We start from the raw sequence: 18,937 nt of genomic DNA on the forward strand, positions 1-18,937 counted from the left end.
CCCATCCCGGCGGTCGCGGGCAAGGGCTGTGGAAAGCCGTTAACCTTAACAAAGGGTTTACATTGCGGGTCGAAGGCGCGCAGCCGATAGTCGGGGCGATCGAACGGTGGCGGTATGCGGCGAATCCTTGTTGGCAGTATTCTCTTGAGCTGGATTACGTTCCTGGTGAGCGTGACGGTGCGCGGCGTCGGTGGCGCGGAGCACGGCCTGCTGGCCGAAATACAGCTCTTGCTGACCGGTTCACCGGCATTTTCCTTGTCTTTTGGGTTTGCACGGGCGCTTCTGACCGGCGTGGTCGTCGTCACGCTGACCGCCGTGCTTTGGGCGCTGATGATCGCGGTTTCCGCCGCCGAGGAGGAGCGCCGCGAACGCACCGTTTCACTGGTTGGCGCTTTCGCCTGGGTCCTGACCGTAACGGCCGTGCTGACGATCACGTCGATCTTCGCCGAAGCGCCGCAGGCCCTGACGATGCTGTTCGCCATTCAGATCGCGACACTCGCGTCGATGCTGGCGGCCGGCGGCGTGGAGATCGCCGCCGAGGTATTGCGCTCGGTGTCTAGTGACGAGGCCACCGAGCCGAAGCCGGTCGCCGCCATCCGGCAATTTGCACCGGGCCATGCAGGCCTCGCGCTTGTCGGAACGCCGGCGAACGACCGGGAGCCGCGCTGATGCGTTATCTCTTTTGGCTCTGGCTGGTGCCGTTGTCGCTGTTCTGGGGCTGGTTCGGCCTTTCCTACTACGACATGAATTTCGGCCTGACGATGTTCAGCCGCGAGTTGCACGATCTGGTCTTCAGGATTTACGGAACGCTTCTCCACATCGATCCCGCCACGATCCCGTGGCTGTTCTTCAAGGCCTGCATTTTCGATACGGTGCTGATCTTCGGGATTGTCGCGTATCGCAAGCGCCGGGCGATTCGGAACTGGTGGACAAGCCGCAAGGCCGGTCAGGAGCCGAAGACCGGTGAAGCGCCGCACGAAGCCGCGCCGGTTCAGCTTCCCGCCGAATAGAGCCTGTCGAGCGCGCCCTGCAGGATGAAGGCGGCTGCGGCCGAATCGATCCGGTCGGCGCGCTTGCCGCGCGAGACATCCTGCTCGATCAACGAACGTTCCGCCGCCACCGTCGACAGTCTTTCGTCCCAATAGGCGACGGGCATGTCCGTCAGCCGCGCCAGGTTGCGGGCAAAGGCGCGGGTCGCCTGCGCGCGCGGCCCTTCGGTTCCGTCCATATTGAGCGGCAGGCCGAGCACGATCGCGCCCGCATTGTCCTTTTCGAGCAAGGCCAGCAGCGCCGTCGCGTCGGCGGTGAACTTCTTGCGCCGGATCACCGGGCGGGGAGTCGCGAGCGACAGGCCGCGATCGCTGACCGCGATACCGATCGTCTTCGTGCCCAGATCGAGGCCCGCGACAACCTGTCCGGGCTTCAGCGACGCGGGAATGTCCTCAATTGCGATTTCTGGCATGGCCGACCGGTTTTGACCGTGTAATTCTTGGTCGAGGCTTCTACAGGGAAGCGAAAACCAATGCGAGGAGATATGGCAATGAAACTCACCTGGTACGGCCATTCGGCATTTCGCGTCGAAACAGGCGACGCGCAGATCCTCATCGATCCGTTCCTGTCCGGCAATCCGTCATGGTCGGGCGGCTGGGAAGACGTCGCCGACGGCGTAACCCATGTGCTGCTGACGCACGGCCATGACGACCACATCGGCGACGCGGCCGACATCCTCAAGAAAACCGGGGCGCAACTCGTCGCCAATTTCGAGGTCTGCATGTATCTCGTCGGCCAGGGCGTTGACGACAGCCGGATCAATCCGGGCAATTTCGGCGGCACCGTCGATTGCGGCGGCTTCACCACGACATTCGTGCGTGCCGACCACTCTTCATCGAGCCAGACAGGCGGCGGCGGAAACGTCTATCTCGGCAATCCCGGCGGCCTTGTGCTGCATTTTCCCGATCAACCGACGCTCTATCACATGGGCGACACCGACATTTTCGGCGACATGGCGCTGATCAACGAGTTGCACAAGCCCGAGATCGGCATCGTGCCGATCGGCGACCGGTTCACCATGGGCGGGGCAGTGGCGGCGCTGGCGTGCCGGCGATACTTCTCCTTCGCGAAAGTGATCCCGTGCCACTACGGCACATTCCCGATCATCGACCAGGATGCGGCGACTTTTACGGAAGCGATGGAAGGCGATGCCGATACGGTTGTGGCGCCGGAAATCGGTAAGCCGTTCGAAGTTTGAACGGGGGCGGCGAACTGTCGGCGCGGGTGATCCTCACCGACTGTAACATTTGGGAAATTACGGGTGTTCGCAAAGCGCGTAGGCTTCGAGGCGGGATGGGTATTTTGATTCTCCGCTTCACGTGCGGAGCAGCGCGAAGGGAATCGCTCAATGAAGAAGTACCTCACCTGTACAGCAGCGACAGTCGGCCTGCTGTTTTCTTCGGCCGGCCTGGCGACCGCAGCGGATGAAATCGGCTATCCGTCCTATGGGCTCTATGCGAGCCTCCACGGCGGCTGGTACCTGCCGCAGGAGCCGACCGCCACGTTCGAAGTCGGTCCGGACACGGTGCTCGGCGGTATCAATGTCGATAATGGCTACCGCATCGGCGGCGCGATCGGGTACGACTTAACCCGCAATTTCGCTGTGGAATTCGAAACGTCCTTTGCGCGCGCGAACGTCAACTCGATCGATGTCGGCCCCCCGGTGAATGCAACCCAGCCGGCGCCGGGCTACGGCACGCTTCTGACCCTGATGGGCAACGCGATCGTCGGCGAGGATTACGGCAAGTGGCGGCCCTATGTCGGCGCCGGTATCGGTGGCGCGCTCGTCACGCTCAATGTCGATTTCATGTCCGGGCTCGACGACAGTGACTGGGCGCTCGCCGGACAGGTCTTCGCCGGTATCGACTATGCGATCAGCGACAACGTCTCGGTGGGTGCGCGTTATCGCTACCAGCATGTCGGTTCGACCAACTACTTCGACGACGGCGACGAGCCCGTCGGCCTCAGCGATTTTGGCGCGCACAGCATCGAATTCGGCCTGAAGGTCAAATTCGGCGGCTAGGCCTTCGAGAAGACCATCGCGCTGACAGGGACGGGCGCGGCGCGTGTTGCGCCGCGCAAACGGCAAGGCTATAGCGGGCGAAAGCGAATGATCTCCCGGAGAATTCCATGTCCGTCGACCTTGCCACCGTCAAGCGCGTCGCCAAACTCGCCCGCATCGCCGTTACCGAAGAGGAAGCGGCGAAGATGGAGGGTGAACTCAACACAATCCTCGGCTTCGTCGAGCAACTGAACGAAGTCGATGTCTCGGGTGTCGAGCCGATGACTTCGGTGACGCCGATGGAGATGAAGAAGCGCATCGACGTGGTGACCGACGGCGACAAGGCCGAGGATATCGTTGCCAACGCGCCTGCTTCGGAAGACAATTTCTTCCTCGTGCCCAAGGTGGTGGAGTAGGCGCTCATGGCGATCGCAATCACCCGCGAGACGCCTTTGCAGGATGACGTGCGCGGCCTGGTCGCCGCGCTCAATGATCATCTCATCCCGCTGTCGCCACGCGAGTTCCAGTTCCAGATGACCGTCGAGCAGATGGCCGGTCCGGAGACCGTGCTGTTTGTCGCCCGCGACGAGAGCGGCAAGGCGGTCGGAATTGGCGCGCTGAAGGTGCATGACGGGACCTTCGGCGAGGTCAAGCGCATGTATACGGATCCCGCCGTGCGCGGCTCCGGCGTGGGCCGGAAGCTCCTCGACGCAATCGAGGCCGAGGCGCGCGAGCGTGGACTGGCCGAACTGAAGCTCGAAACCGGTGGCACGCCGCCATTCGCGGACACCTGGACCGTCTATGAACGGTGCGGCTTTTCGCGCTGCGGCGTCTTCGCCGACTATCCCGATACGCAATACAACGTCTTTTACGAAAAGAAGCTGACCGCATGACCGACCTGACCAGCCTCACCATTGCCGAAGCGCGCGAGAAACTGCGCGGCAAGGAGGTCACCTCCGCTGAACTGACTGACGCCTATCTGGCCGCCATCGACGGCGCCAACGGCGCGCTGAACGCCTATGTGAAGGTGACGCCGGAGAAAGCGCGCGCCATGGCGAAGGCGTCCGACGAGAAGCTCGCCAAAGGCGAGGGCGGCGCGCTGGAGGGCATCCCGCTCGGTATCAAGGACCTGTTCGCCACCGAGGGCGTCCACACCCAGGCGTGCAGCCACGTGCTGGACGGTTTCGAGCCGCGTTACGAATCGACGGTCACCGCCAATCTGTTCGCCGACGGCGCGGTCATGCTCGGCAAGCTGAACATGGACGAGTTCGCCATGGGGTCGTCCAACGAGACGTCCTATTACGGCCCGGTGAAGAACCCGTGGCGCGCGAAAGGCTCCAACAAGGACCTCGTGCCCGGCGGATCGTCGGGTGGCTCGGCCTCGGCCGTCGCCGCGCATCTGTGCGCCGGCGCGACAGCCTCCGATACGGGCGGCTCGATCCGCCAGCCGGCGGCGTTCACCGGCACGGTCGGCATCAAGCCGACCTATGGCCGTTGCTCGCGCTGGGGCATCGTCGCCTTTGCCTCGTCGCTGGACCAGGCGGGCCCGATCGCGCGCGACGTGCGCGACGCCGCGATCATGCTGAAATCCATGGCCTCCGTGGACGACAAGGACACGACCTCCGTCGACCTGCCGGTGCCGGATTTCGAAGCGGCGATCGGCCAGTCGGTGAAGGGCATGAAGATCGGCATTCCCGCCGAGTACCGAATGGACGGAATGCCCGAAGAGATCGAAGCGCTGTGGCAGCAGGGCATCGAATGGCTGAAGGACGCAGGCGCGGAGATCGTCGATATCTCCCTGCCGCATACCAAATACGCCCTGCCGGCCTATTACATCGTCGCGCCAGCGGAAGCCTCGTCCAACCTCGCGCGCTATGACGGCGTGCGCTACGGGCTGCGCGTTCCGGGCAAGGACATCATCGACATGTACGAGAAGACCCGCGCCGAAGGCTTCGGCGCCGAGGTCAAGCGCCGCATCATGATCGGCACCTATGTGCTGTCGGCCGGCTACTACGACGCCTACTACCTGAAGGCGCAGAAAGTGCGCACGCTGATCAAGCGGGACTTCGAGACGGTCTTCGACAAAGGCGTCGATGCGATCCTGACCCCGGCCACGCCCTCGGCGGCCTTCGGTATCGCCGATCAGGATATGGCGGTCGATCCGGTCAAGATGTATCTGAACGATATCTTCACGGTGACGGTGAACATGGCCGGCCTTCCTGGCATCGCCGTTCCGGCCGGTCTCGACCACCAGGGCCTGCCGCTGGGCCTCCAACTGATCGGCAAGCCCTTCGACGAGGAAACGCTGTTCCGCACGGGCCACGTGCTCGAACAGGCTGCGGGCAAGTTTTCGCCGGAGAAGTGGTGGTAGGCTGCGTTTCGCGCCTTACTGCGATCCGCGCAGGGCGGTGTTTCCGCGCCAGGGTTCGATCTCGCAACGGCGCAGCAGGCGTCCGGCTTCAGCGGTCAGTGTGAAGCCGATGCCTGAGGTGGCTTCGGTGGCGTCGTTGCTTGGGCCGAGCGCCATCAGGGCGGTGTCGCGGTCGTGGCCGCCGAGATTCACGATCGCCTTGTCGAAACACTCGCAGGACAGCGTGATTTCCGCGTTGGCCTTGATGCCGGCCATCCGGTTGCCATAGGCCTCGGCGCAGGTCGCGTAGGCTTTTCCCCGACGGTAATATGAACTGTCCATCTCGCGCATCGTGTCACGCAACGAGCTTTTCGCATCGGCGACCAGCGCTTCGACTGTGCCCAGTTGTCCGGTCGCGCTAAGATGCGAAGCGACGCCGCCAAGCGCGCCCGCAGCGAGGACTGTCGAGAAAAGGACAAGTGAAAAGCGCAAGATATTTCCTTCCGGCAGTAATCCTTGTCAAAATCGCGTGAAGAAAATCTTGCAGTTTCGGTCGAGCTTTTCGAAAAGTACGGTTTTCTGGCACATTGGCGCCGCCAAATTCTCGAATGGCCAGCATTGAACGGAGATTTCCATGTCCAAAGCCAACCAACTGCTGCTCGAAGCCCTCGACAGCCTGAAAGCCGGCGATTTGCGGACCGGGCCGGAATGGGAGCGCGCGCACGAGATTTGCCAGGCGCATGAAGGCGAGGCGGATTTCGACTGGATTCACGCGCTGTGCCACCGCATCGAGGGCGATGACGGGAATGCCGGCTACTGGTATCGCAGCGCCGGCCGCGCGCGGAACCGGGGCACGATTGCCGAGGAATGGGCGGCGATCCGGGGTGCCCTCGCGGGATAAGGCCGCTTCCTACAATGCCGCGATGTCGCAGCGCTGGAAGAGAAGGCGCAGGCGGAACTGCATAAGGATCGATTGAAACGGACTACTCGTGAGGGGGTTCGCGGTGCCGTCCCTGGAGAACTTCATGGCATTTCGTTCGAGCTGTCCGGCGATGTCTCGCCCTTGCGCGCGGCGAACACTCTTTTCGTATCCGGATGGGCTGCCGTTGCGCGGATAGGCGGTCTGGCTCGTGAGGCGGATGCTGTCACGCACGGAGCTTTCGAACAGCCGCAGATAGATCAGCGGGACGGCGATTTCCTGTGAAGCCGTGGTCCACGTGCCATAGGCATCGCCGAAGCACCGGCAGGCTTCCTGGCGCTTCAGCGGGGTTTTGCGCGTCATCACGCGCGAGAAGTCGCGCATGCATATGCGGTATCCGTCATTCGCACTGCGGGACGTGTTGTCGGGCGATTCGCCAAAGGCCGCGCCGTGAAGCGCCATGATCCCGGATCCGGCTGAGGAGAGGGCATCCGGATTGTGTTGAAGGTAGCTCGCTCCGGCTCCGACGACGCCGGCAAAAACGATTGCGGCGGCGATCAGTTTGACGGACATGGCGCGTTCCTTCTTCTCGACCGTGCGCGCCCTGGATCGCGCCGCCGGTCGCCAGCTCCATGCGCAACCATAGCATGCAGCCATTAACAGAATGCCCAACCCTGCCTTGCGTTTTGTATCCATGCGCATCGCTGTGCGTTTTTGCACATGTCACGCACCACCACCCGGCTACAGGTCGAGCTCCCAGCGCAATCGCAAGCAAGGAGAAGGGGTAATGCGCATAATGATCCGATTGTTCATATTTCTGACTATTCTGGCCGCGGGTCCGGCCCTGGCCGCGGATCGAGCCATCATCGTGATGGACGCTTCCGGTTCCATGTGGGGCCAGATCGCAGGCAAGACCAAGATCGAGATCGCCCGCGAAACACTCGCTGGCGTTCTGCCCGACATTCCAGGTGACATGGAACTCGGCCTGATTGCCTATGGCCACCGCGAAAAGGGCGTATGCTCCGATATCGAGGAAATCGTTCCGCCTGCCGCCGGCACGCGCGAGCGTATCGCAGAGGCGGCCAACGGGCTCAATCCGAAGGGCAAGACGCCGCTCAGCGACGCGGTCCTGCAAGCCGCGCAGTCGCTCCGATACACCGAGGACAAGGCGACCGTCATCCTCGTCACCGACGGGATCGAGACCTGCGAGGCCGATCCCTGCGCGGTGGCGAGCGAGCTCGAAAAGGCCGGTGTCGATTTCACCGTTCATGTCGTCGGCTTCGGCCTGTCGGAGGAGGAGGGCAAGCAGGTCTCCTGCCTCGCCGAAAACACCGGCGGCCGCTACCTGCAGGCGAAGGACGCGGACGAGCTGTCCGACGCCCTGACACAGACCGTCGCGGCGACGCCGGAACCAGAACCTGAGCCAGAACCGGCAGCTATCGAAGACAATGTTACCGTGAAGGCGGTGCTTGCCGAAGGCGGTTCGGACTACGATCTCAATGGCCGCTGGGATTACTTCCCGATGGAGGGCGACAATCCGGCCGAGAAATCCGTTAAGGGCGGGTATGACACGGTCTTCACCACGACGCTCGAACCGGGCCGCTACCTGCTGCGCTACCGGAAGGACATGGTCGTCTCCGAGACGGTGGTCGAGGTGACGGAAGGCGAGGCGATCGACCGGGACCTCGTTCTCGACGCCGGTGTCGTCACCGTCCGCGTGCTGCCCGACGATGGCGCGGACGTGGATAACGCGGCTCGTTACGACCTCGAGATCGGCGATGTCCGGGATGGCGGTTACGGCGAGGGCACCAAGGTGGTTCCCGCCGGCGAAATCCGGCTGACGACCCGGCTCGGCGAAAGCAATGCCGAAGAAAGCTTCACGCTGGCTGCGGGAGAGATCGTGGAGCGCGAGGTGGTGATGGGAATCGGTATCCTCGCGATCAACGCCGAATATTCCGAGGGTGGCCCGATGGTCGAGTCTGGCAGTCTGCGGGTCGACGTGTTGTCGGGCAAGAAGTCGCTGGACGGCAAGCGCAAGGACATCGATGGCGGCTACGGACCGGGCAATGAGTTCAAGCTGCCTCCCGGAGACTATCTCGTGCGCGCCCGTCTCGACAAGGCGATTGCCGAAGCGCCTGTCACCGTGACGCGTGGCGAGATGACGGACATCACCGTCAACCTCGACGCCGGTGTCCTGTATGCCTCCGCGCCGGGCGCCTACCGGATCGATGTCTTCGAGGCGAAAGCCGACCTTCAGGGCAATCGCGACCAGATCGACGGCACCTATGGCGAGGAATACCAGATCACCCTCAATCCGGGCGACTATCTGGTTGTCGCGACGATGGGCGACGGAAATGGCGAGAAGAAGGAAGCGACCGCCAGCGTGACGGCCGCCGAACGCAGCGAAGTCACGATCGACTAGGCAGCGGCCCAAGCCCGAAAATACGCATGAAAAAACCCCCGGATTGTGCTCCGGGGGTTCTTTTGTGGTTCCGGCGAGGGAGGAACAAGCTGGAGTGCCGGAACCGGGAGCCGGTTACGCGGTCTGCAGGGCCTCTTCGGCCTCGATCTCGTGCTTGAGACGCTCGAAGAGGTCGTGGTTCTTGCAGAAATAGGGTGTTTCGTCCGGTTGATCGTTTTCGGCCATCCAGGACTGGCAGGTATCCTCGCGGCCGCAATCGGCGCAACGCGCCTGGGCCCGCTTCATCACAGCGTCGCTGTTCGGGCGCGATTCCAGCGCGCCGCGCATGCGCAGCTTGTCGACCATGACATGGAACAGCGAGCCGCGTCCCGGGGCTGCAAAGAAGTGGCGCATGGAAAGCATTGGATTTCCCCCTCCAGTGATCATTTGTGGAGGCAGTTTCCCGCCCTTTGTCCGCATCGACATTGATCCTGATCAAATGGGCCAAGGCAGACAGATTTTGTTCCGTCTCCACGCCGGGCCGGAATTCCGATAGTCTCGCCATCTGAGTCGCAACCCATCAGGAAACCGCCGGAATGAACCGAAATGTCCTTTATATCGTCGTCGCCGCACTCGTGGTCGCGGTCGCCGTTATCGGCTATCTCTACTATCAGGAACAGCAGAAGCCCGATGGCATCAAGATAGAACTCGGCGAGAAGGGGCTCTCCATAGAAGCCGAGTAATCGCGGACCGGACGGGCTGGCCGAAGGGGCCTGGTGGATACTCCGCCAAGCAAAAGCGGCTTGCAGCCATTATTGCGTTGCACTATCGAAACGGAAACATTCCGAACCGAAAAGCACCACATGACCCTCGTCGATACCCGCACACCCGAACCGAAACGCTTCATTCCCGGCGCGACCGGCGATTGGGAGATCATTATCGGCATGGAAGTCCATGCCCAGGTGATCTCCAATTCGAAGCTGTTTTCGGGTGCCTCGACAGAGTTCGGCGCGGAGCCGAACAACAATGTCTCGCTGATCGACGCGGCGATGCCCGGCATGCTGCCGGTGATCAACGAGGAATGCGTCAGGCAGGCGGTGCGCACCGGTCTCGGCCTGAAGGCGAAGATCAACAATCGCTCGATCTTCGATCGCAAGAACTACTTCTTCCCGGACCTACCGCAGGGCTACCAGATTTCCCAGTTCAAGGATCCGATCGTCGGCGAAGGCAAGATCATCATTTCGGTCGGTCCGGACAAGCAAGGCAATTTCGAGGATGTCGAGATCGGTATCGAGCGGCTGCATCTCGAACAGGATGCCGGCAAGTCGATGCACGACCAGCATCCGACCATGTCCTATATCGACCTGAACCGCTCGGGCGTGGCGCTGATGGAGATCGTCTCCAAGCCGGACTTGCGCTCCTCCGACGAAGCCAAGGCCTACATGACCAAGCTGCGCTCGATCGTGCGCTATCTCGGGACGTGCGACGGCAATATGGACGAGGGCTCGATGCGCGCCGACGTCAATGTCTCCGTCCGCAAGCCGGGCGGCGAGTTCGGCACGCGCTGCGAGATCAAGAACGTCAACTCGATCCGCTTCATCGGCCAGGCGATCGAATACGAGGCGCGCCGCCAGATCGCCATTCTCGAGGATGGCGGCACGATCGATCAGGAGACGCGTCTCTTCGATGCCGCCAAGGGCGAGACGCGCGCCATGCGCTCCAAGGAGGACGCGCATGACTACCGCTATTTCCCCGATCCGGACCTGTTGCCGCTCGAATTCGACGACGCTTTCGTCGCCGAACTGGCGAGCGATCTGCCGGAGCTTCCCGATGAGAAGAAATCGCGATTTGTCTCGCTGGGACTCTCCGCTTATGATGCCTCCATTCTGGTCTCGGAGAAGGCAATCGCGGACTATTTCGAAAAGGTAGCGGACGGACGCGATGCCAAGGCGGCGGCGAACTGGGTGATCAACGATCTGCTCGGCGCGCTGAACAAGGCCGGCCTGTCGATCGACGAGACGCCGGTGACGCCCGCACAGCTCGGCGGCGTGATCGACCTCATCAAGAGCGGCGACATCTCCGGCAAGATCGCCAAGGACCTGTTCGAGATCGTCTGGAACGAAGGCGGCGACCCGGCGAAGATCGTCGAGGATCGCGGCATGAAGCAGGTCACCGACACCGGCGCCATCGAAGCCGAGGTCGACAAGATCATCGCGGCCAATCCTGACAAGGTGGAACAGGCAAAGGCGAAGCCGACGCTCGCCGGCTGGTTCGTCGGACAGGTCATGAAAGCCACCGGCGGCAAGGCTAATCCGCAGGCCGTTCAGGCGCTGGTGAAATCCAAGCTCGGCATCGAGGACTAGGTCAGGGGGAGACTGTCAGAATGTGGCTACGGACAGCATCGCAGGATGATCTCGAGACCATCAGCGCCATGTTGTCCGAGACATGGCACGCCACCTATGACAGCATCTACGGCAAGGAGAAGGTCGCCGAACTGACCGAGGCCTGGCATTCCGTGCCGGCGCTCAAGCAGCGGCTGTCGAAGCCGCGCTCCGAGTTCATCGTCTGCGACGACGGCGCGGAGATCACCGGCATGGCCTTCGTCAGCCAGATCGACTCCGAAACCTCCATGCTGCACCAGCTCTATGTGCGCCCGTCCGCGCAAGGGCAGGGCGTCGGCAAGAAACTGCTGATCGAGATGGAAGCCTGCTTCCCGGACGTCCGCAAGATCCGCCTCGAAGTCGAGGAGGCCAACGACCGCGCCATCGCCTTTTATGAACGCGAAGGCTTCAAGAGGGTCGACACCACTCCCGATTGCGGCGTCAAGGGCTCCGGCATCCCGGCCGTGATCATGGAAAAGGTGATCTGGTAGGCGGTTGATCGCAGAATGGGCCGAAGCGGCCCGGATTTCGGCGGTTCAGACGCGGTGGGATGTTCGCCCGGGATACGGCGAAGGACGGCTTTGAGCCCGAGATCAACAAGACTGCGCTTTGCCGGCCTGTCCGCTCTGATCGGCGTGAAGTGAAGCGTGCCTCAATATTTCTTTCGCGGACTGGCCCGCGGCCGAGCGGATCTCCCTGGCCAAGTCGGAGTCCGGAAGCGCCCGCGAAAGGACCATTCCTCCAACGCAAAGGGCGCTGATCGCCTGTGCCCATTGCTTTGCCTCGTCCTTCTCCCCGGACATATTCGCCTGAAACAGAGAGACCATCGCCTCGAGCAAGACCTGCAAAGATTTTTGTGCGTCTGCTCCACCCCGGGCGATGTCGGACGGCAAAGCGATCATCGGGCACTGGCCGTCCAGATCGTTCAGGTGCTCGGGCGACAGATAGGCGTCGATCATCTGAAACGCCATCTCGGGTTTCAGATTGGTCACGTCCACGCCGGCGTCCTCGCGCCATACCGCGCCACGCCCCATCAAGAAGCTCATCACGGCTTCGCTGAACAGGTCTTCCTTGTTCTTGAAGTGGTTGTAGAACCCGCCGCGCGTCAGCCCGGCCGCCTGCATCACCATGTCTATCGAAACACCGTTGAAGCCGTGCCGGTTGAACAACATGCGGGCTGTCTCGACAATCTTCGCGCGCGTTTTCTTTTTATGGTCAGCGCTGTACGGCATGTTTTCCTCCGGTGTCCGACAGCACGGTACCACGTGCTAAAATATGTTCTTTATCATATTTAGAAACGTGCCAATCGTGTTGTCATCGCGCAAGGCAAGGAACTCCCGCTCATGGCCCCCACACTGCTCCCGGTTACATTCACCTTCATTAGCGTTCTCGCGATCTGTCTCATGCCGCTCACCGGTTGGATCGGCCTCTATCGCGGCAAGACGAATATCCTGCGTGCCGACGGCGGCGACCCGACGCTTTTCAAACGCATCCGAATTCACGGCAATCTTATGGAAAACGCACCGCTTTTTGCACTTGTCCTCGGCGCGTCCGAGACCGCCGGCCTAGGGTCGTCATGGCTCTGGCTGGCAGTGGCCACTTTTCTGGCAGGGCGTGTCCTGCACTACATGCTCTACGACAAAAAGACACGCGGCGTGGCGATGTCTGTGACATTGCTGCCGGGCTTGGTGATGGGGTTCTGGCTTCTGTTTCAACTGCAAAGCCAGGTCTAGACTATCCGCATTGGGGACCGGGCTCGGGGTGACCTGAGCTGACATTCGTCGAAGTGCTTTCGTCTGGAGCGAAAGGGCAAAAGTCTCGAAGGGGACCGTCTGCGGACAGTCCGCTTCGGGCATCGAGAATGGGATAGCTGCCGCTAAGCGCGGACTGATCTCGACGGCGACTTGCGACTCCGTTGCGGCCATTTGCAATTCGAGGACCGAATGACCGCCTCTGGTCCTAAAGCGGAGATTGTCTCCACCGACGCATGGAGAAGGCCGCCTCGTCAGTTATGTAGAAAGTATTTCTCGCTATCGGTGCACGGTATCGGTAGCCTCGTTGCGGACAACTCGGCGAAGCAGTAAGGATGAGGTATTGGCGTCAGCGAGCCGACCTTCATGTCGATAACACCGAATGGCAGCAACGAGCCCGATTCAGTCGTTTCCTCTACGGTCTTGACCGTCCGCTTCGCGAGACGCTCGTTGTGCTTGGCCGGCTCGGCACGTCGTTACACACGGGCTGTCATGCGGTTCTGCTGATCAGGCCGTCATTGTGGGAAGCTCACGCTCCACCAGTCGATCTGCTTCGTTGTGAAGCTCGACATAGGTGCCGATCACGAGTTCCCTGATCCATTTCGATGCCGGATCGTTGGCGAGGCGCGATGACCAGAAGAAACGGGTTCGAAACGGCGACGGAGTGATCTGCGGGACAAGCGGGCGCAGCCCGTATGTCTGCATGTCCCAAGCCATGAGCACGCGCGGGAACGTGCCGATGAGATCGCTGCTCGCCAGCAGCGGGCCAAGGCTCGAGAATTCCGAGATCAGGGCGCCGATGGTGCGGTCCGGCGGATCGCGGTCGGCGGGCTTGTCGAGCGGACTGGCCGACTCGTTGGCGATGTTTACCTGCACATGCGGATAGCGCGACCAGGCCGCGGGCCCCCAGTTGGAAAGCGCAGGGTGGCCGGCGCGCACGAAACTCGTCCACTGGAAAGCCGGAACCTCGACCTCCTCGAGGCCATCGGGAAGCCGCGTCTCGCCGCCCAGATGCGCGACGTCGACCAGCCCTTCCGCCACCGCCTCGTAGACCTGCCGCGGGGCCGACAGCCATTCCAGTCGCGCGGCCGGCGCAGCCTGATGAAGCCTGTTCACGACTTCCGACAGCATCTTCCCCACGATCGGGCAGGCCACGCGGAAAACGCGGTCGCTCGTGGCTGGAACGAATGGTTCCGGCAGGGCGAGAACGCGCTTAATGCTGCGCAGGATCGGTCGCACGTCGTCGATCAGCGTGAGGGCGAACGGGCTCGGCTGCATGCGCCCGCCGACCTTGACCAGAAGGGGATCGCCGACCTGATCGCGCAGCCGCGCCAGCGCGTGGCTGATGGCCGAGGGCGTCTTTCCAAGTTTCGCGGCGGCCGAAGCCACGCTGCCTTCCAGCATGAGCGCTTCGAAGACGACCAGCAAATTCAGGTCGATGCGGTGCAGCTGAATTTCCTTCATGACCGCTGAAAACCTTTCGTTTGAGGCCCGGCCCGTCTTTCGCCAAGCTCACCCTACGTCAGAACTCCACTGCTAACCAACGTGAAAGGAACCCAGGCGATGGGACTGAGAATTATTGGCTCCGGCTACGGCCGCACAGGCACGATGTCGACGAAGATGGCGCTGGAACAGCTCGGTTTCGGCCCCTGTCACCACATGGTCGAGGTGATGGGCAACCCGGCACAACCGCCCCATTGGACCGCGATCGCCGCCGGCGCTGAACCCGATTGGGCCGAGGTCTTCGCCGGCTATGACGCCCAGGTCGATTTTCCGGGCGCCTCCGTCTGGCACGAATTGTCCATCGCCTTTCCGGACGCGAAGGTGATCCACACGGAACGCCCGGAAGAGGAATGGTGGGCCAGCTATTCCGCGACGATCGGCAAGTTCTTCCAACATCGCGAGGGCCTGGACTTGCCGCCGCCGGTTGCTGCGGTCTTCGAGACGATGGACAAGCTGCTGGTGGAGGGAGTGTTCGGCGGACTCGATCGGGAAAGCTCTCTTTCCGCCTACCGCAGCAACAACGAAAAGGTGCGCGCCACAATCCCGTCAGAGCGGCTGCTGGTCTTCACCCCCGCCGACGGTTGGGAGCCGCTCTGCCGCTTCCTCGACGTGCCGGTGCCTGCCGGCGAATTCCCGCGCAGCAACGCCCGCGACGAATTCTGGGCGCTGTTCGGAGGCGAACCGGAGCTGGCCTGATACCGCCGGTTGCCCGCAACCTAAATCCGTTGCCGGAATGAGAGCCGCCGTTCGCGCGTCCGAAGTGAACGGCGGTGAAGTCCGTTAAGCCGACCTCAGTGGCTCCCAGTAAGAAAGCCCGCTTTCCGCCCGCAATTGACCTTCGATAAACCAGAGGCGAATGGCAGCTTCCGGGATGGCTGAAAATGACCGCTCATGGCCGAAATGCGGGCGCGAAGCTGCCGATAGCATGGTCGAGACGAAGTGCGACAAAGGTCAGTGTTGTCCGCTTCGCAAACGCCGGCGGTCGATTGATTGACCGGCGAGAATTTGCCGAAACGGTCATGTGTCCCTGGTCGTTTAAGGGATGCGCATGAAACCCCGCGTTACCGCGTTTCGTTTCCCTCCGGGTCGTATATCTGCACCACGGAACATTCGATCACGTAGTCCCGTGCCTCCGGATCGCAGGTGGCGTCGGCGGCGTTTTGGGCGATCTGCTCGCTCGGCAGCCCGCAGATCACCTCGTGCCAGTGCAGGCCTTCCTGGTGCTGGACGAAGATATCGACGCTCCAGCCGGCCGGCTGGCACCAGTTGGTGCGGATGCAGTCCTCGTCGCGCGCGCCCGTCTCCATGCATTGCGCGACGGCGCAGGCGAAGCCTTCCTCCGGCGTTGCGCCCATGCACACGCCGCTTCCCTGTTCCGGGGCCTGTACGAAGGCGATGCCCTTGGGCCCGTCCTGCGCGGCGGCGGGAAATGCGGCCAGCGCCGCGATGACGAGGATGTGAATGGGCCTGATCATGAAGCTCTCCCGAACGTGACCGCCGCAGGCTAGCACGCCGCGCCAAACGGGCATACGTTTGTCGCGCTGGTCCAGGGGGAGAAGCAAGATGATCCGTTTCCTGAAAATCGCCATTCCCGTTTTCATCGTCGGCTTCGTCGCGGGCAACGCCTTCTGGTATCTGGCGTCTCCGCTCTGGATCGACCGCGAGGTCAACGAGGTGCTGCCGGCCGAGTTCATGGCGACAGCCCTCAAGGAAGGCCGCTTTCGCGATGCCGATCTCGCGCACAAGGGCGAGGGCAGGGCGCAGATCATGCGCAGCGCCGCCGGCACATCGCTGGTGCGCCTGACCGAATTCACCGTCACCAACGGCCCCGATCTCGAGGTCTGGCTGGTCAAGGCGCCGGACCCGCAGTCCTCCGACGACGTCAAGCAGAGCGAGTGGGTCTCGCTCGGTCCGCTCAAGGGCAACAAGGGCGACCAGACCTATCTCGTGCCCGATGGCACCGACATCGACGCCTATGGCTCCGTCGTCATCTGGTGCGAACAGTTCGGCGTCCTCTTTTCGCCGGCCACGCTCACCGAGGTCTGATCCATGTCCCGCGCAACGATCCACAATCCCGACAATGACGCCCATTTCATGCGGATCAAGCCGGTGCGCGCTGCCGTGCGCGTCGGTCGCGGTTCGACGCTGCTTGCCGAATCGCGCAACGCGCTGTGGGTGCTGGAAAACGGCCGGGACGTCTACGACCCGGTGATCTACATACCGGAGGCCGACATCGCCGGACCGCTGGAACCGGTGGCCGGAAAAACCACCCATTGCCCGCTGAAGGGCGACGCCTCCTATTTCACGCTGAACGGCGAGGAGATCGCCTGGACCTATGACCGGCCGTTCGAATGGTCGCAGCAATTGCGCGGCCATGTCGCGTTCGATGCCGGCAAGGTGACGATCGAGGTGACCGGGACCGATGCGCTCGTTTGATGAAATCTTCGCGATCGCCGCGGAACGCAAGGGCGGCGCAGACGCCTTGAACCCTCTTCTGGAGCCGCCATCCGCCCAAGCCGATCTTGCCGCCATCCCGGATAATCGCTGGCTCGCCCAGTCGACGAAATGCATCTTCAACGCCGGCTTCAACTGGAAGGTCGTCGAGGCGATGTGGCCGGGCTTCGAGGCGGCGTTCGAGGGATTCGATCTCGGCCGCTGCGCCATGCTGAACGACGAGGATATCGCCCGTCTGGCCTCCGATACCCGAATCGTCCGCCATGGCGGCAAGATCCGCTCCGTGCAGGAAAACGCGGTTTTCTTCGCGGGGCTGGCGAAGGAACACGGATCTGTCGGCAAATTCATCGCCGACTGGCCGGACGAGGATTATGCCGGCCTCCTGGCTTTCCTGAAGAAAAGGGGCTCGCGCCTCGGCGGCAATACCGGGCAATATTTCCTGCGCTTCATGGGCAAGGACAGCTACGTGCTGTCGCGCGACGTCGTGGCCCGGCTGATCGCCGAGGGCGTGATCGACAAGGAGCCGACCTCGAAATCGGCCATGGCCGCCGTGCAGGAGGCGTTCAACACGTGGCGCAGACAGTCCGGCCGTTCGCAAAAGGAAATCAGCCGCACGCTGGCGATGAGCATAGGGTAGTGCGGCGATGGACATGCCGGTTGGAAACGCTGTCATAAGGGACGCCGTGGAGGCCGACGTCGCGGCGCTTGCGGCGATCTTTGCCGCCGACGACAAGGGCGGGCATGGCGACACGGCCGATCCCTCGGCTTTGCCTGCTTATCTCGCCGCATTCCGGACAATCGAGAACAGCCCGGACAATCGGTTGTTCGTGATCGAATTCGCTGGCGAGGTCGTCGGCACGGCCCAGGTCACCTTCATCACGTCGCTTTCAGGGCGCGGCTCGACGAAGATGACGATCGAGGCCGTGCAGATTCGCGGCGACATGCGCGGCCATCGCCTTGGCGAACGGCTGATGCGGCATTGCATCGAATTCGGCCGGGCGCGGGACGTGGCGCTGGTCGACCTGATGTCGAACGGCGTGCGCACCGACGCGCACCGCTTCTATGAGCGGCTCGGCTTCGTGAAGTCGCATGCCGGGTTCAAGATGAAACTCCGGTGAACCGGCAGGCCATCTGCCCTTGCATTCGCCTTGTTGCAGCGCCATAAGCGGGGGAGCGAGAACACGCGCCGGAACAGATCACGATGATGAAATTCCTCACCCGCTTCTTCACCTGGTGGAACGGCCAGACGCTCAACACGCAGTTCTATACATGGCGTAAGGGCGAGCGTGTCGGCGAGGACGAATTCGGCAATATCTACTATCAGGGCGGCAAGGACGCCGAGGGGCGCACGCGCCGCTGGGTGATCTATAACGGCTACTCGGAAGCCTCTTCCATTCCGGCCGGCTGGCACGGCTGGATGCACCACCGGACCGAGACGCCCCCTTCCAAGGAAGAATACACGCCGCGCGAATGGCAGAAGCCGCATCGCCAGAACATGACGGGCACCGCCGGCGCATATCGTCCGCACGGCTCCATGTACAACCCGGAAAGCCGCCCTGTGGTGACCGGCGACTACGACGCCTGGACGCCCGGCGACTGACGGAAATTTCGCCGCCCGGGTCGAATTTTTTCCGCGCTTCTGCCACAAGTTGGGTCTAGTGATTCCATCGAGAGACGGAACCGGGACGAAATCGGGATCATGATGCGCGCATTTTTCAGAATTTCTGCAGGAGCGGCGGTGCTGGCGGCAATGCTGGCGGCTGTTCCCGCAAACGCGGAACGCGCGCAGAATCCGGTCGCGGAGTTTTCCGGCATCGACAAGATCACCGGCCGCATCATTACCTTCGACGTCTATATCGACGAGACGGTCCAGTTCGGCGCGCTGCAGGTGACGCCGCGCGTCTGCTATTCGCGCTCGGACAACGAGGCGCCCGGATCGGATTCCTTCGTCGAGGTCGACGAGATCACGCTGGACCGCAAGATCCGCCGCATCTTTACCGGCTGGATGTATGCCGACAGCCCCGGTCTCAACGCCGTCGAACACGCGGTCTATGACGTCTGGCTGAAAAGCTGCAAGGCCAACTCCGACGTCCCGCCGCCGGACACGAGCGCTGGCGCCAACTGAT

Annotated in this window: 27 protein-coding genes; 20 read left to right on the top strand and 7 right to left on the bottom strand. The window is 62.5% G+C overall.

All coding sequences use genetic code 11. The annotated features are described in order from the left end of the window. Positions 1–144: 144 nt before the first annotated feature. Complete coding sequence (locus tag LC343_RS18220) at positions 145–669, top strand: hypothetical protein (protein ID WP_223478599.1); 525 nt, start codon at positions 145–147, stop codon at positions 667–669. Beyond that, positions 669–1,010: a DUF6105 family protein gene (locus LC343_RS18225; RefSeq protein ID WP_223478600.1), complete on the top strand. Its 342-nt coding sequence runs from the start codon at positions 669–671 to the stop codon at positions 1,008–1,010. Before LC343_RS18220 ends, LC343_RS18225 begins: the two co-directional genes overlap by 1 nt. Here LC343_RS18225 and ruvX read toward each other — a convergent pair. Continuing rightward, entirely contained in the window at positions 992–1,462 is a 471-nt protein-coding gene (gene ruvX / locus LC343_RS18230; RefSeq protein ID WP_223478601.1) for a Holliday junction resolvase RuvX, read from the bottom strand. The genes LC343_RS18225 and ruvX overlap by 19 nt on opposite strands. A 78-nt stretch (positions 1,463–1,540) precedes the next feature. On the opposite strand from ruvX, the gene LC343_RS18235 reads away from it, so the two are divergent. From LC343_RS18235 to gatA, 5 genes are all read left to right on the top strand, one after another. Beyond that, positions 1,541–2,248, top strand: coding sequence for a metal-dependent hydrolase (locus LC343_RS18235; protein WP_223478602.1), 708 nt, complete (start codon positions 1,541–1,543; stop codon positions 2,246–2,248). Positions 2,249–2,398: 150 nt separating this feature from the next. After that, the gene (locus tag LC343_RS18240; RefSeq protein ID WP_223478603.1) at positions 2,399–3,073 is read left to right on the top strand and encodes an outer membrane protein; all 675 of its coding nucleotides are present in this window, start codon (positions 2,399–2,401) and stop codon (positions 3,071–3,073) included. A 107-nt stretch (positions 3,074–3,180) separates the two neighbouring features. Beyond that, positions 3,181–3,468, top strand: coding sequence for an Asp-tRNA(Asn)/Glu-tRNA(Gln) amidotransferase subunit GatC (gene gatC / locus LC343_RS18245; RefSeq protein WP_223478604.1), 288 nt, complete (start codon positions 3,181–3,183; stop codon positions 3,466–3,468). 6 nt (positions 3,469–3,474) lie between these two features. Further along, complete coding sequence (locus tag LC343_RS18250; RefSeq protein ID WP_223478605.1) at positions 3,475–3,945, top strand: GNAT family N-acetyltransferase; 471 nt, start codon at positions 3,475–3,477, stop codon at positions 3,943–3,945. Next, positions 3,942–5,423, top strand: coding sequence for an Asp-tRNA(Asn)/Glu-tRNA(Gln) amidotransferase subunit GatA (gene gatA, locus LC343_RS18255; protein ID WP_223478606.1), 1,482 nt, complete (start codon positions 3,942–3,944; stop codon positions 5,421–5,423). Before LC343_RS18250 ends, gatA begins: the two co-directional genes overlap by 4 nt. Before the next feature lie 15 nt (positions 5,424–5,438). On the opposite strand, the gene LC343_RS18260 is transcribed toward gatA, so the two are convergent. After that, positions 5,439–5,894 (bottom strand): hypothetical protein, encoded by a 456-nt coding sequence (locus LC343_RS18260; RefSeq protein ID WP_223478607.1) that lies wholly within the window; start codon positions 5,892–5,894, stop codon positions 5,439–5,441. 142 nt (positions 5,895–6,036) lie between these two features. On the opposite strand from LC343_RS18260, the gene LC343_RS18265 reads away from it, so the two are divergent. Next, the gene (locus LC343_RS18265; RefSeq protein ID WP_223478608.1) at positions 6,037–6,303 is read left to right on the top strand and encodes a hypothetical protein; all 267 of its coding nucleotides are present in this window, start codon (positions 6,037–6,039) and stop codon (positions 6,301–6,303) included. 9 nt (positions 6,304–6,312) lie between these two features. Here LC343_RS18265 and LC343_RS18270 read toward each other — a convergent pair whose 3' ends face one another. Continuing rightward, positions 6,313–6,894, bottom strand: a complete 582-nt coding sequence (locus LC343_RS18270) for a hypothetical protein (protein WP_223478609.1) — start codon at positions 6,892–6,894, stop codon at positions 6,313–6,315. A 214-nt stretch (positions 6,895–7,108) separates the two neighbouring features. Between LC343_RS18270 and LC343_RS18275 the strand changes: the two genes are divergently transcribed. Next, positions 7,109–8,743 (top strand): vWA domain-containing protein, encoded by a 1,635-nt coding sequence (locus tag LC343_RS18275; RefSeq protein ID WP_223478610.1) that lies wholly within the window; start codon positions 7,109–7,111, stop codon positions 8,741–8,743. A gap of 114 nt (positions 8,744–8,857) precedes the next feature. On the opposite strand, the gene LC343_RS18280 is transcribed toward LC343_RS18275, so the two are convergent. After that, on the bottom strand, positions 8,858–9,145 hold the full coding sequence (locus tag LC343_RS18280) for a DUF6455 family protein (RefSeq protein ID WP_223478611.1): 288 nt from the start codon (positions 9,143–9,145) through the stop codon (positions 8,858–8,860). 173 nt (positions 9,146–9,318) lie between these two features. Here LC343_RS18280 and LC343_RS18285 point away from each other — a divergent pair, with 173 nt between their 5' ends. The 3 genes from LC343_RS18285 (at position 9,319) to LC343_RS18295 (ending at position 11,594) form a co-directional block, all read left to right on the top strand. After that, entirely contained in the window at positions 9,319–9,465 is a 147-nt protein-coding gene (locus LC343_RS18285) for a hypothetical protein (protein ID WP_223478612.1), read from the top strand. Positions 9,466–9,585: 120 nt separating this feature from the next. Then, positions 9,586–11,085: an Asp-tRNA(Asn)/Glu-tRNA(Gln) amidotransferase subunit GatB gene (gatB, locus tag LC343_RS18290; RefSeq protein WP_223478613.1), complete on the top strand. Its 1,500-nt coding sequence runs from the start codon at positions 9,586–9,588 to the stop codon at positions 11,083–11,085. Positions 11,086–11,105: 20 nt separating this feature from the next. Beyond that, entirely contained in the window at positions 11,106–11,594 is a 489-nt protein-coding gene (locus tag LC343_RS18295; protein ID WP_223478614.1) for a GNAT family N-acetyltransferase, read from the top strand. A 102-nt stretch (positions 11,595–11,696) separates the two neighbouring features. On the opposite strand, the gene LC343_RS18300 is transcribed toward LC343_RS18295, so the two are convergent. Further along, positions 11,697–12,335: a TetR/AcrR family transcriptional regulator gene (locus tag LC343_RS18300; RefSeq protein ID WP_223478615.1), complete on the bottom strand. Its 639-nt coding sequence runs from the start codon at positions 12,333–12,335 to the stop codon at positions 11,697–11,699. 111 nt (positions 12,336–12,446) lie between these two features. On the opposite strand from LC343_RS18300, the gene LC343_RS18305 reads away from it, so the two are divergent. Continuing rightward, positions 12,447–12,836, top strand: a complete 390-nt coding sequence (locus LC343_RS18305) for an MAPEG family protein (RefSeq protein WP_223478616.1) — start codon at positions 12,447–12,449, stop codon at positions 12,834–12,836. A gap of 525 nt (positions 12,837–13,361) precedes the next feature. Here LC343_RS18305 and LC343_RS18310 read toward each other — a convergent pair. Then, positions 13,362–14,318, bottom strand: a complete 957-nt coding sequence (locus LC343_RS18310; protein WP_223478617.1) for a LysR family transcriptional regulator — start codon at positions 14,316–14,318, stop codon at positions 13,362–13,364. A gap of 99 nt (positions 14,319–14,417) precedes the next feature. Between LC343_RS18310 and LC343_RS18315 the strand changes: the two genes are divergently transcribed. After that, entirely contained in the window at positions 14,418–15,053 is a 636-nt protein-coding gene (locus tag LC343_RS18315) for a sulfotransferase family protein (protein ID WP_223478618.1), read from the top strand. Between the two features lie 365 nt (positions 15,054–15,418). Here the strand turns inward: LC343_RS18315 and LC343_RS18320 are convergent, their stop codons facing one another. After that, the gene (locus tag LC343_RS18320) at positions 15,419–15,832 is read right to left on the bottom strand and encodes a hypothetical protein (protein ID WP_223478619.1); all 414 of its coding nucleotides are present in this window, start codon (positions 15,830–15,832) and stop codon (positions 15,419–15,421) included. A gap of 88 nt (positions 15,833–15,920) precedes the next feature. Here LC343_RS18320 and LC343_RS18325 point away from each other — a divergent pair, with 88 nt between their 5' ends. The 6 genes from LC343_RS18325 to LC343_RS18350 all read left to right on the top strand — a co-directional run bounded on the left by LC343_RS18325 (position 15,921) and on the right by LC343_RS18350 (position 18,936). Beyond that, positions 15,921–16,403 (top strand): DM13 domain-containing protein, encoded by a 483-nt coding sequence (locus LC343_RS18325; protein WP_223478620.1) that lies wholly within the window; start codon positions 15,921–15,923, stop codon positions 16,401–16,403. 3 nt (positions 16,404–16,406) lie between these two features. Continuing rightward, on the top strand, positions 16,407–16,793 hold the full coding sequence (locus LC343_RS18330) for a DUF427 domain-containing protein (RefSeq protein WP_223478621.1): 387 nt from the start codon (positions 16,407–16,409) through the stop codon (positions 16,791–16,793). After that, positions 16,780–17,448 (top strand): DNA-3-methyladenine glycosylase I, encoded by a 669-nt coding sequence (locus LC343_RS18335; RefSeq protein WP_223478622.1) that lies wholly within the window; start codon positions 16,780–16,782, stop codon positions 17,446–17,448. The genes LC343_RS18330 and LC343_RS18335 overlap by 14 nt, the downstream gene beginning before the upstream one ends. A gap of 7 nt (positions 17,449–17,455) precedes the next feature. After that, the gene (locus LC343_RS18340; RefSeq protein ID WP_223478623.1) at positions 17,456–17,929 is read left to right on the top strand and encodes a GNAT family N-acetyltransferase; all 474 of its coding nucleotides are present in this window, start codon (positions 17,456–17,458) and stop codon (positions 17,927–17,929) included. Between the two features lie 83 nt (positions 17,930–18,012). Further along, the gene (locus LC343_RS18345; protein ID WP_223478624.1) at positions 18,013–18,411 is read left to right on the top strand and encodes an NADH:ubiquinone oxidoreductase subunit NDUFA12; all 399 of its coding nucleotides are present in this window, start codon (positions 18,013–18,015) and stop codon (positions 18,409–18,411) included. 99 nt (positions 18,412–18,510) lie between these two features. After that, positions 18,511–18,936, top strand: a complete 426-nt coding sequence (locus LC343_RS18350) for a DUF2155 domain-containing protein (RefSeq protein WP_223478625.1) — start codon at positions 18,511–18,513, stop codon at positions 18,934–18,936. Position 18,937 lies beyond the last annotated feature (1 nt).

Origin of the sequence: Oricola indica (genome assembly GCF_019966595.1) — a bacterium.
Lineage (GTDB): Bacteria > Pseudomonadota > Alphaproteobacteria > Rhizobiales > Rhizobiaceae > Oricola > Oricola indica.

Bases quoted from the DNA above. Each gene is read 5' to 3' on its own strand.
- LC343_RS18225 (WP_223478600.1), top strand. From the start codon at position 669: ATGCGTTATCTCTTTTGGCTCTGGCTGGTGCCGTTGTCGCTGTTCTGG.
- ruvX (WP_223478601.1), bottom strand. From the start codon at position 1,462: ATGCCAGAAATCGCAATTGAGGACATTCCCGCGTCGCTGAAGCCCGGA.
- LC343_RS18235 (WP_223478602.1), top strand. From the start codon at position 1,541: ATGAAACTCACCTGGTACGGCCATTCGGCATTTCGCGTCGAAACAGGC.
- LC343_RS18240 (WP_223478603.1), top strand. From the start codon at position 2,399: ATGAAGAAGTACCTCACCTGTACAGCAGCGACAGTCGGCCTGCTGTTT.
- gatC (WP_223478604.1), top strand. From the start codon at position 3,181: ATGTCCGTCGACCTTGCCACCGTCAAGCGCGTCGCCAAACTCGCCCGC.
- LC343_RS18250 (WP_223478605.1), top strand. From the start codon at position 3,475: ATGGCGATCGCAATCACCCGCGAGACGCCTTTGCAGGATGACGTGCGC.
- gatA (WP_223478606.1), top strand. From the start codon at position 3,942: ATGACCGACCTGACCAGCCTCACCATTGCCGAAGCGCGCGAGAAACTG.
- LC343_RS18265 (WP_223478608.1), top strand. From the start codon at position 6,037: ATGTCCAAAGCCAACCAACTGCTGCTCGAAGCCCTCGACAGCCTGAAA.
- LC343_RS18270 (WP_223478609.1), bottom strand. From the start codon at position 6,894: ATGTCCGTCAAACTGATCGCCGCCGCAATCGTTTTTGCCGGCGTCGTC.
- LC343_RS18275 (WP_223478610.1), top strand. From the start codon at position 7,109: ATGCGCATAATGATCCGATTGTTCATATTTCTGACTATTCTGGCCGCG.
- LC343_RS18280 (WP_223478611.1), bottom strand. From the start codon at position 9,145: ATGCTTTCCATGCGCCACTTCTTTGCAGCCCCGGGACGCGGCTCGCTG.
- LC343_RS18285 (WP_223478612.1), top strand. From the start codon at position 9,319: ATGAACCGAAATGTCCTTTATATCGTCGTCGCCGCACTCGTGGTCGCG.
- gatB (WP_223478613.1), top strand. From the start codon at position 9,586: ATGACCCTCGTCGATACCCGCACACCCGAACCGAAACGCTTCATTCCC.
- LC343_RS18295 (WP_223478614.1), top strand. From the start codon at position 11,106: ATGTGGCTACGGACAGCATCGCAGGATGATCTCGAGACCATCAGCGCC.
- LC343_RS18300 (WP_223478615.1), bottom strand. From the start codon at position 12,335: ATGCCGTACAGCGCTGACCATAAAAAGAAAACGCGCGCGAAGATTGTC.
- LC343_RS18305 (WP_223478616.1), top strand. From the start codon at position 12,447: ATGGCCCCCACACTGCTCCCGGTTACATTCACCTTCATTAGCGTTCTC.
- LC343_RS18310 (WP_223478617.1), bottom strand. From the start codon at position 14,318: ATGAAGGAAATTCAGCTGCACCGCATCGACCTGAATTTGCTGGTCGTC.
- LC343_RS18315 (WP_223478618.1), top strand. From the start codon at position 14,418: ATGGGACTGAGAATTATTGGCTCCGGCTACGGCCGCACAGGCACGATG.
- LC343_RS18320 (WP_223478619.1), bottom strand. From the start codon at position 15,832: ATGATCAGGCCCATTCACATCCTCGTCATCGCGGCGCTGGCCGCATTT.
- LC343_RS18325 (WP_223478620.1), top strand. From the start codon at position 15,921: ATGATCCGTTTCCTGAAAATCGCCATTCCCGTTTTCATCGTCGGCTTC.
- LC343_RS18330 (WP_223478621.1), top strand. From the start codon at position 16,407: ATGTCCCGCGCAACGATCCACAATCCCGACAATGACGCCCATTTCATG.
- LC343_RS18335 (WP_223478622.1), top strand. From the start codon at position 16,780: ATGCGCTCGTTTGATGAAATCTTCGCGATCGCCGCGGAACGCAAGGGC.
- LC343_RS18340 (WP_223478623.1), top strand. From the start codon at position 17,456: ATGGACATGCCGGTTGGAAACGCTGTCATAAGGGACGCCGTGGAGGCC.
- LC343_RS18345 (WP_223478624.1), top strand. From the start codon at position 18,013: ATGATGAAATTCCTCACCCGCTTCTTCACCTGGTGGAACGGCCAGACG.
- LC343_RS18350 (WP_223478625.1), top strand. From the start codon at position 18,511: ATGATGCGCGCATTTTTCAGAATTTCTGCAGGAGCGGCGGTGCTGGCG.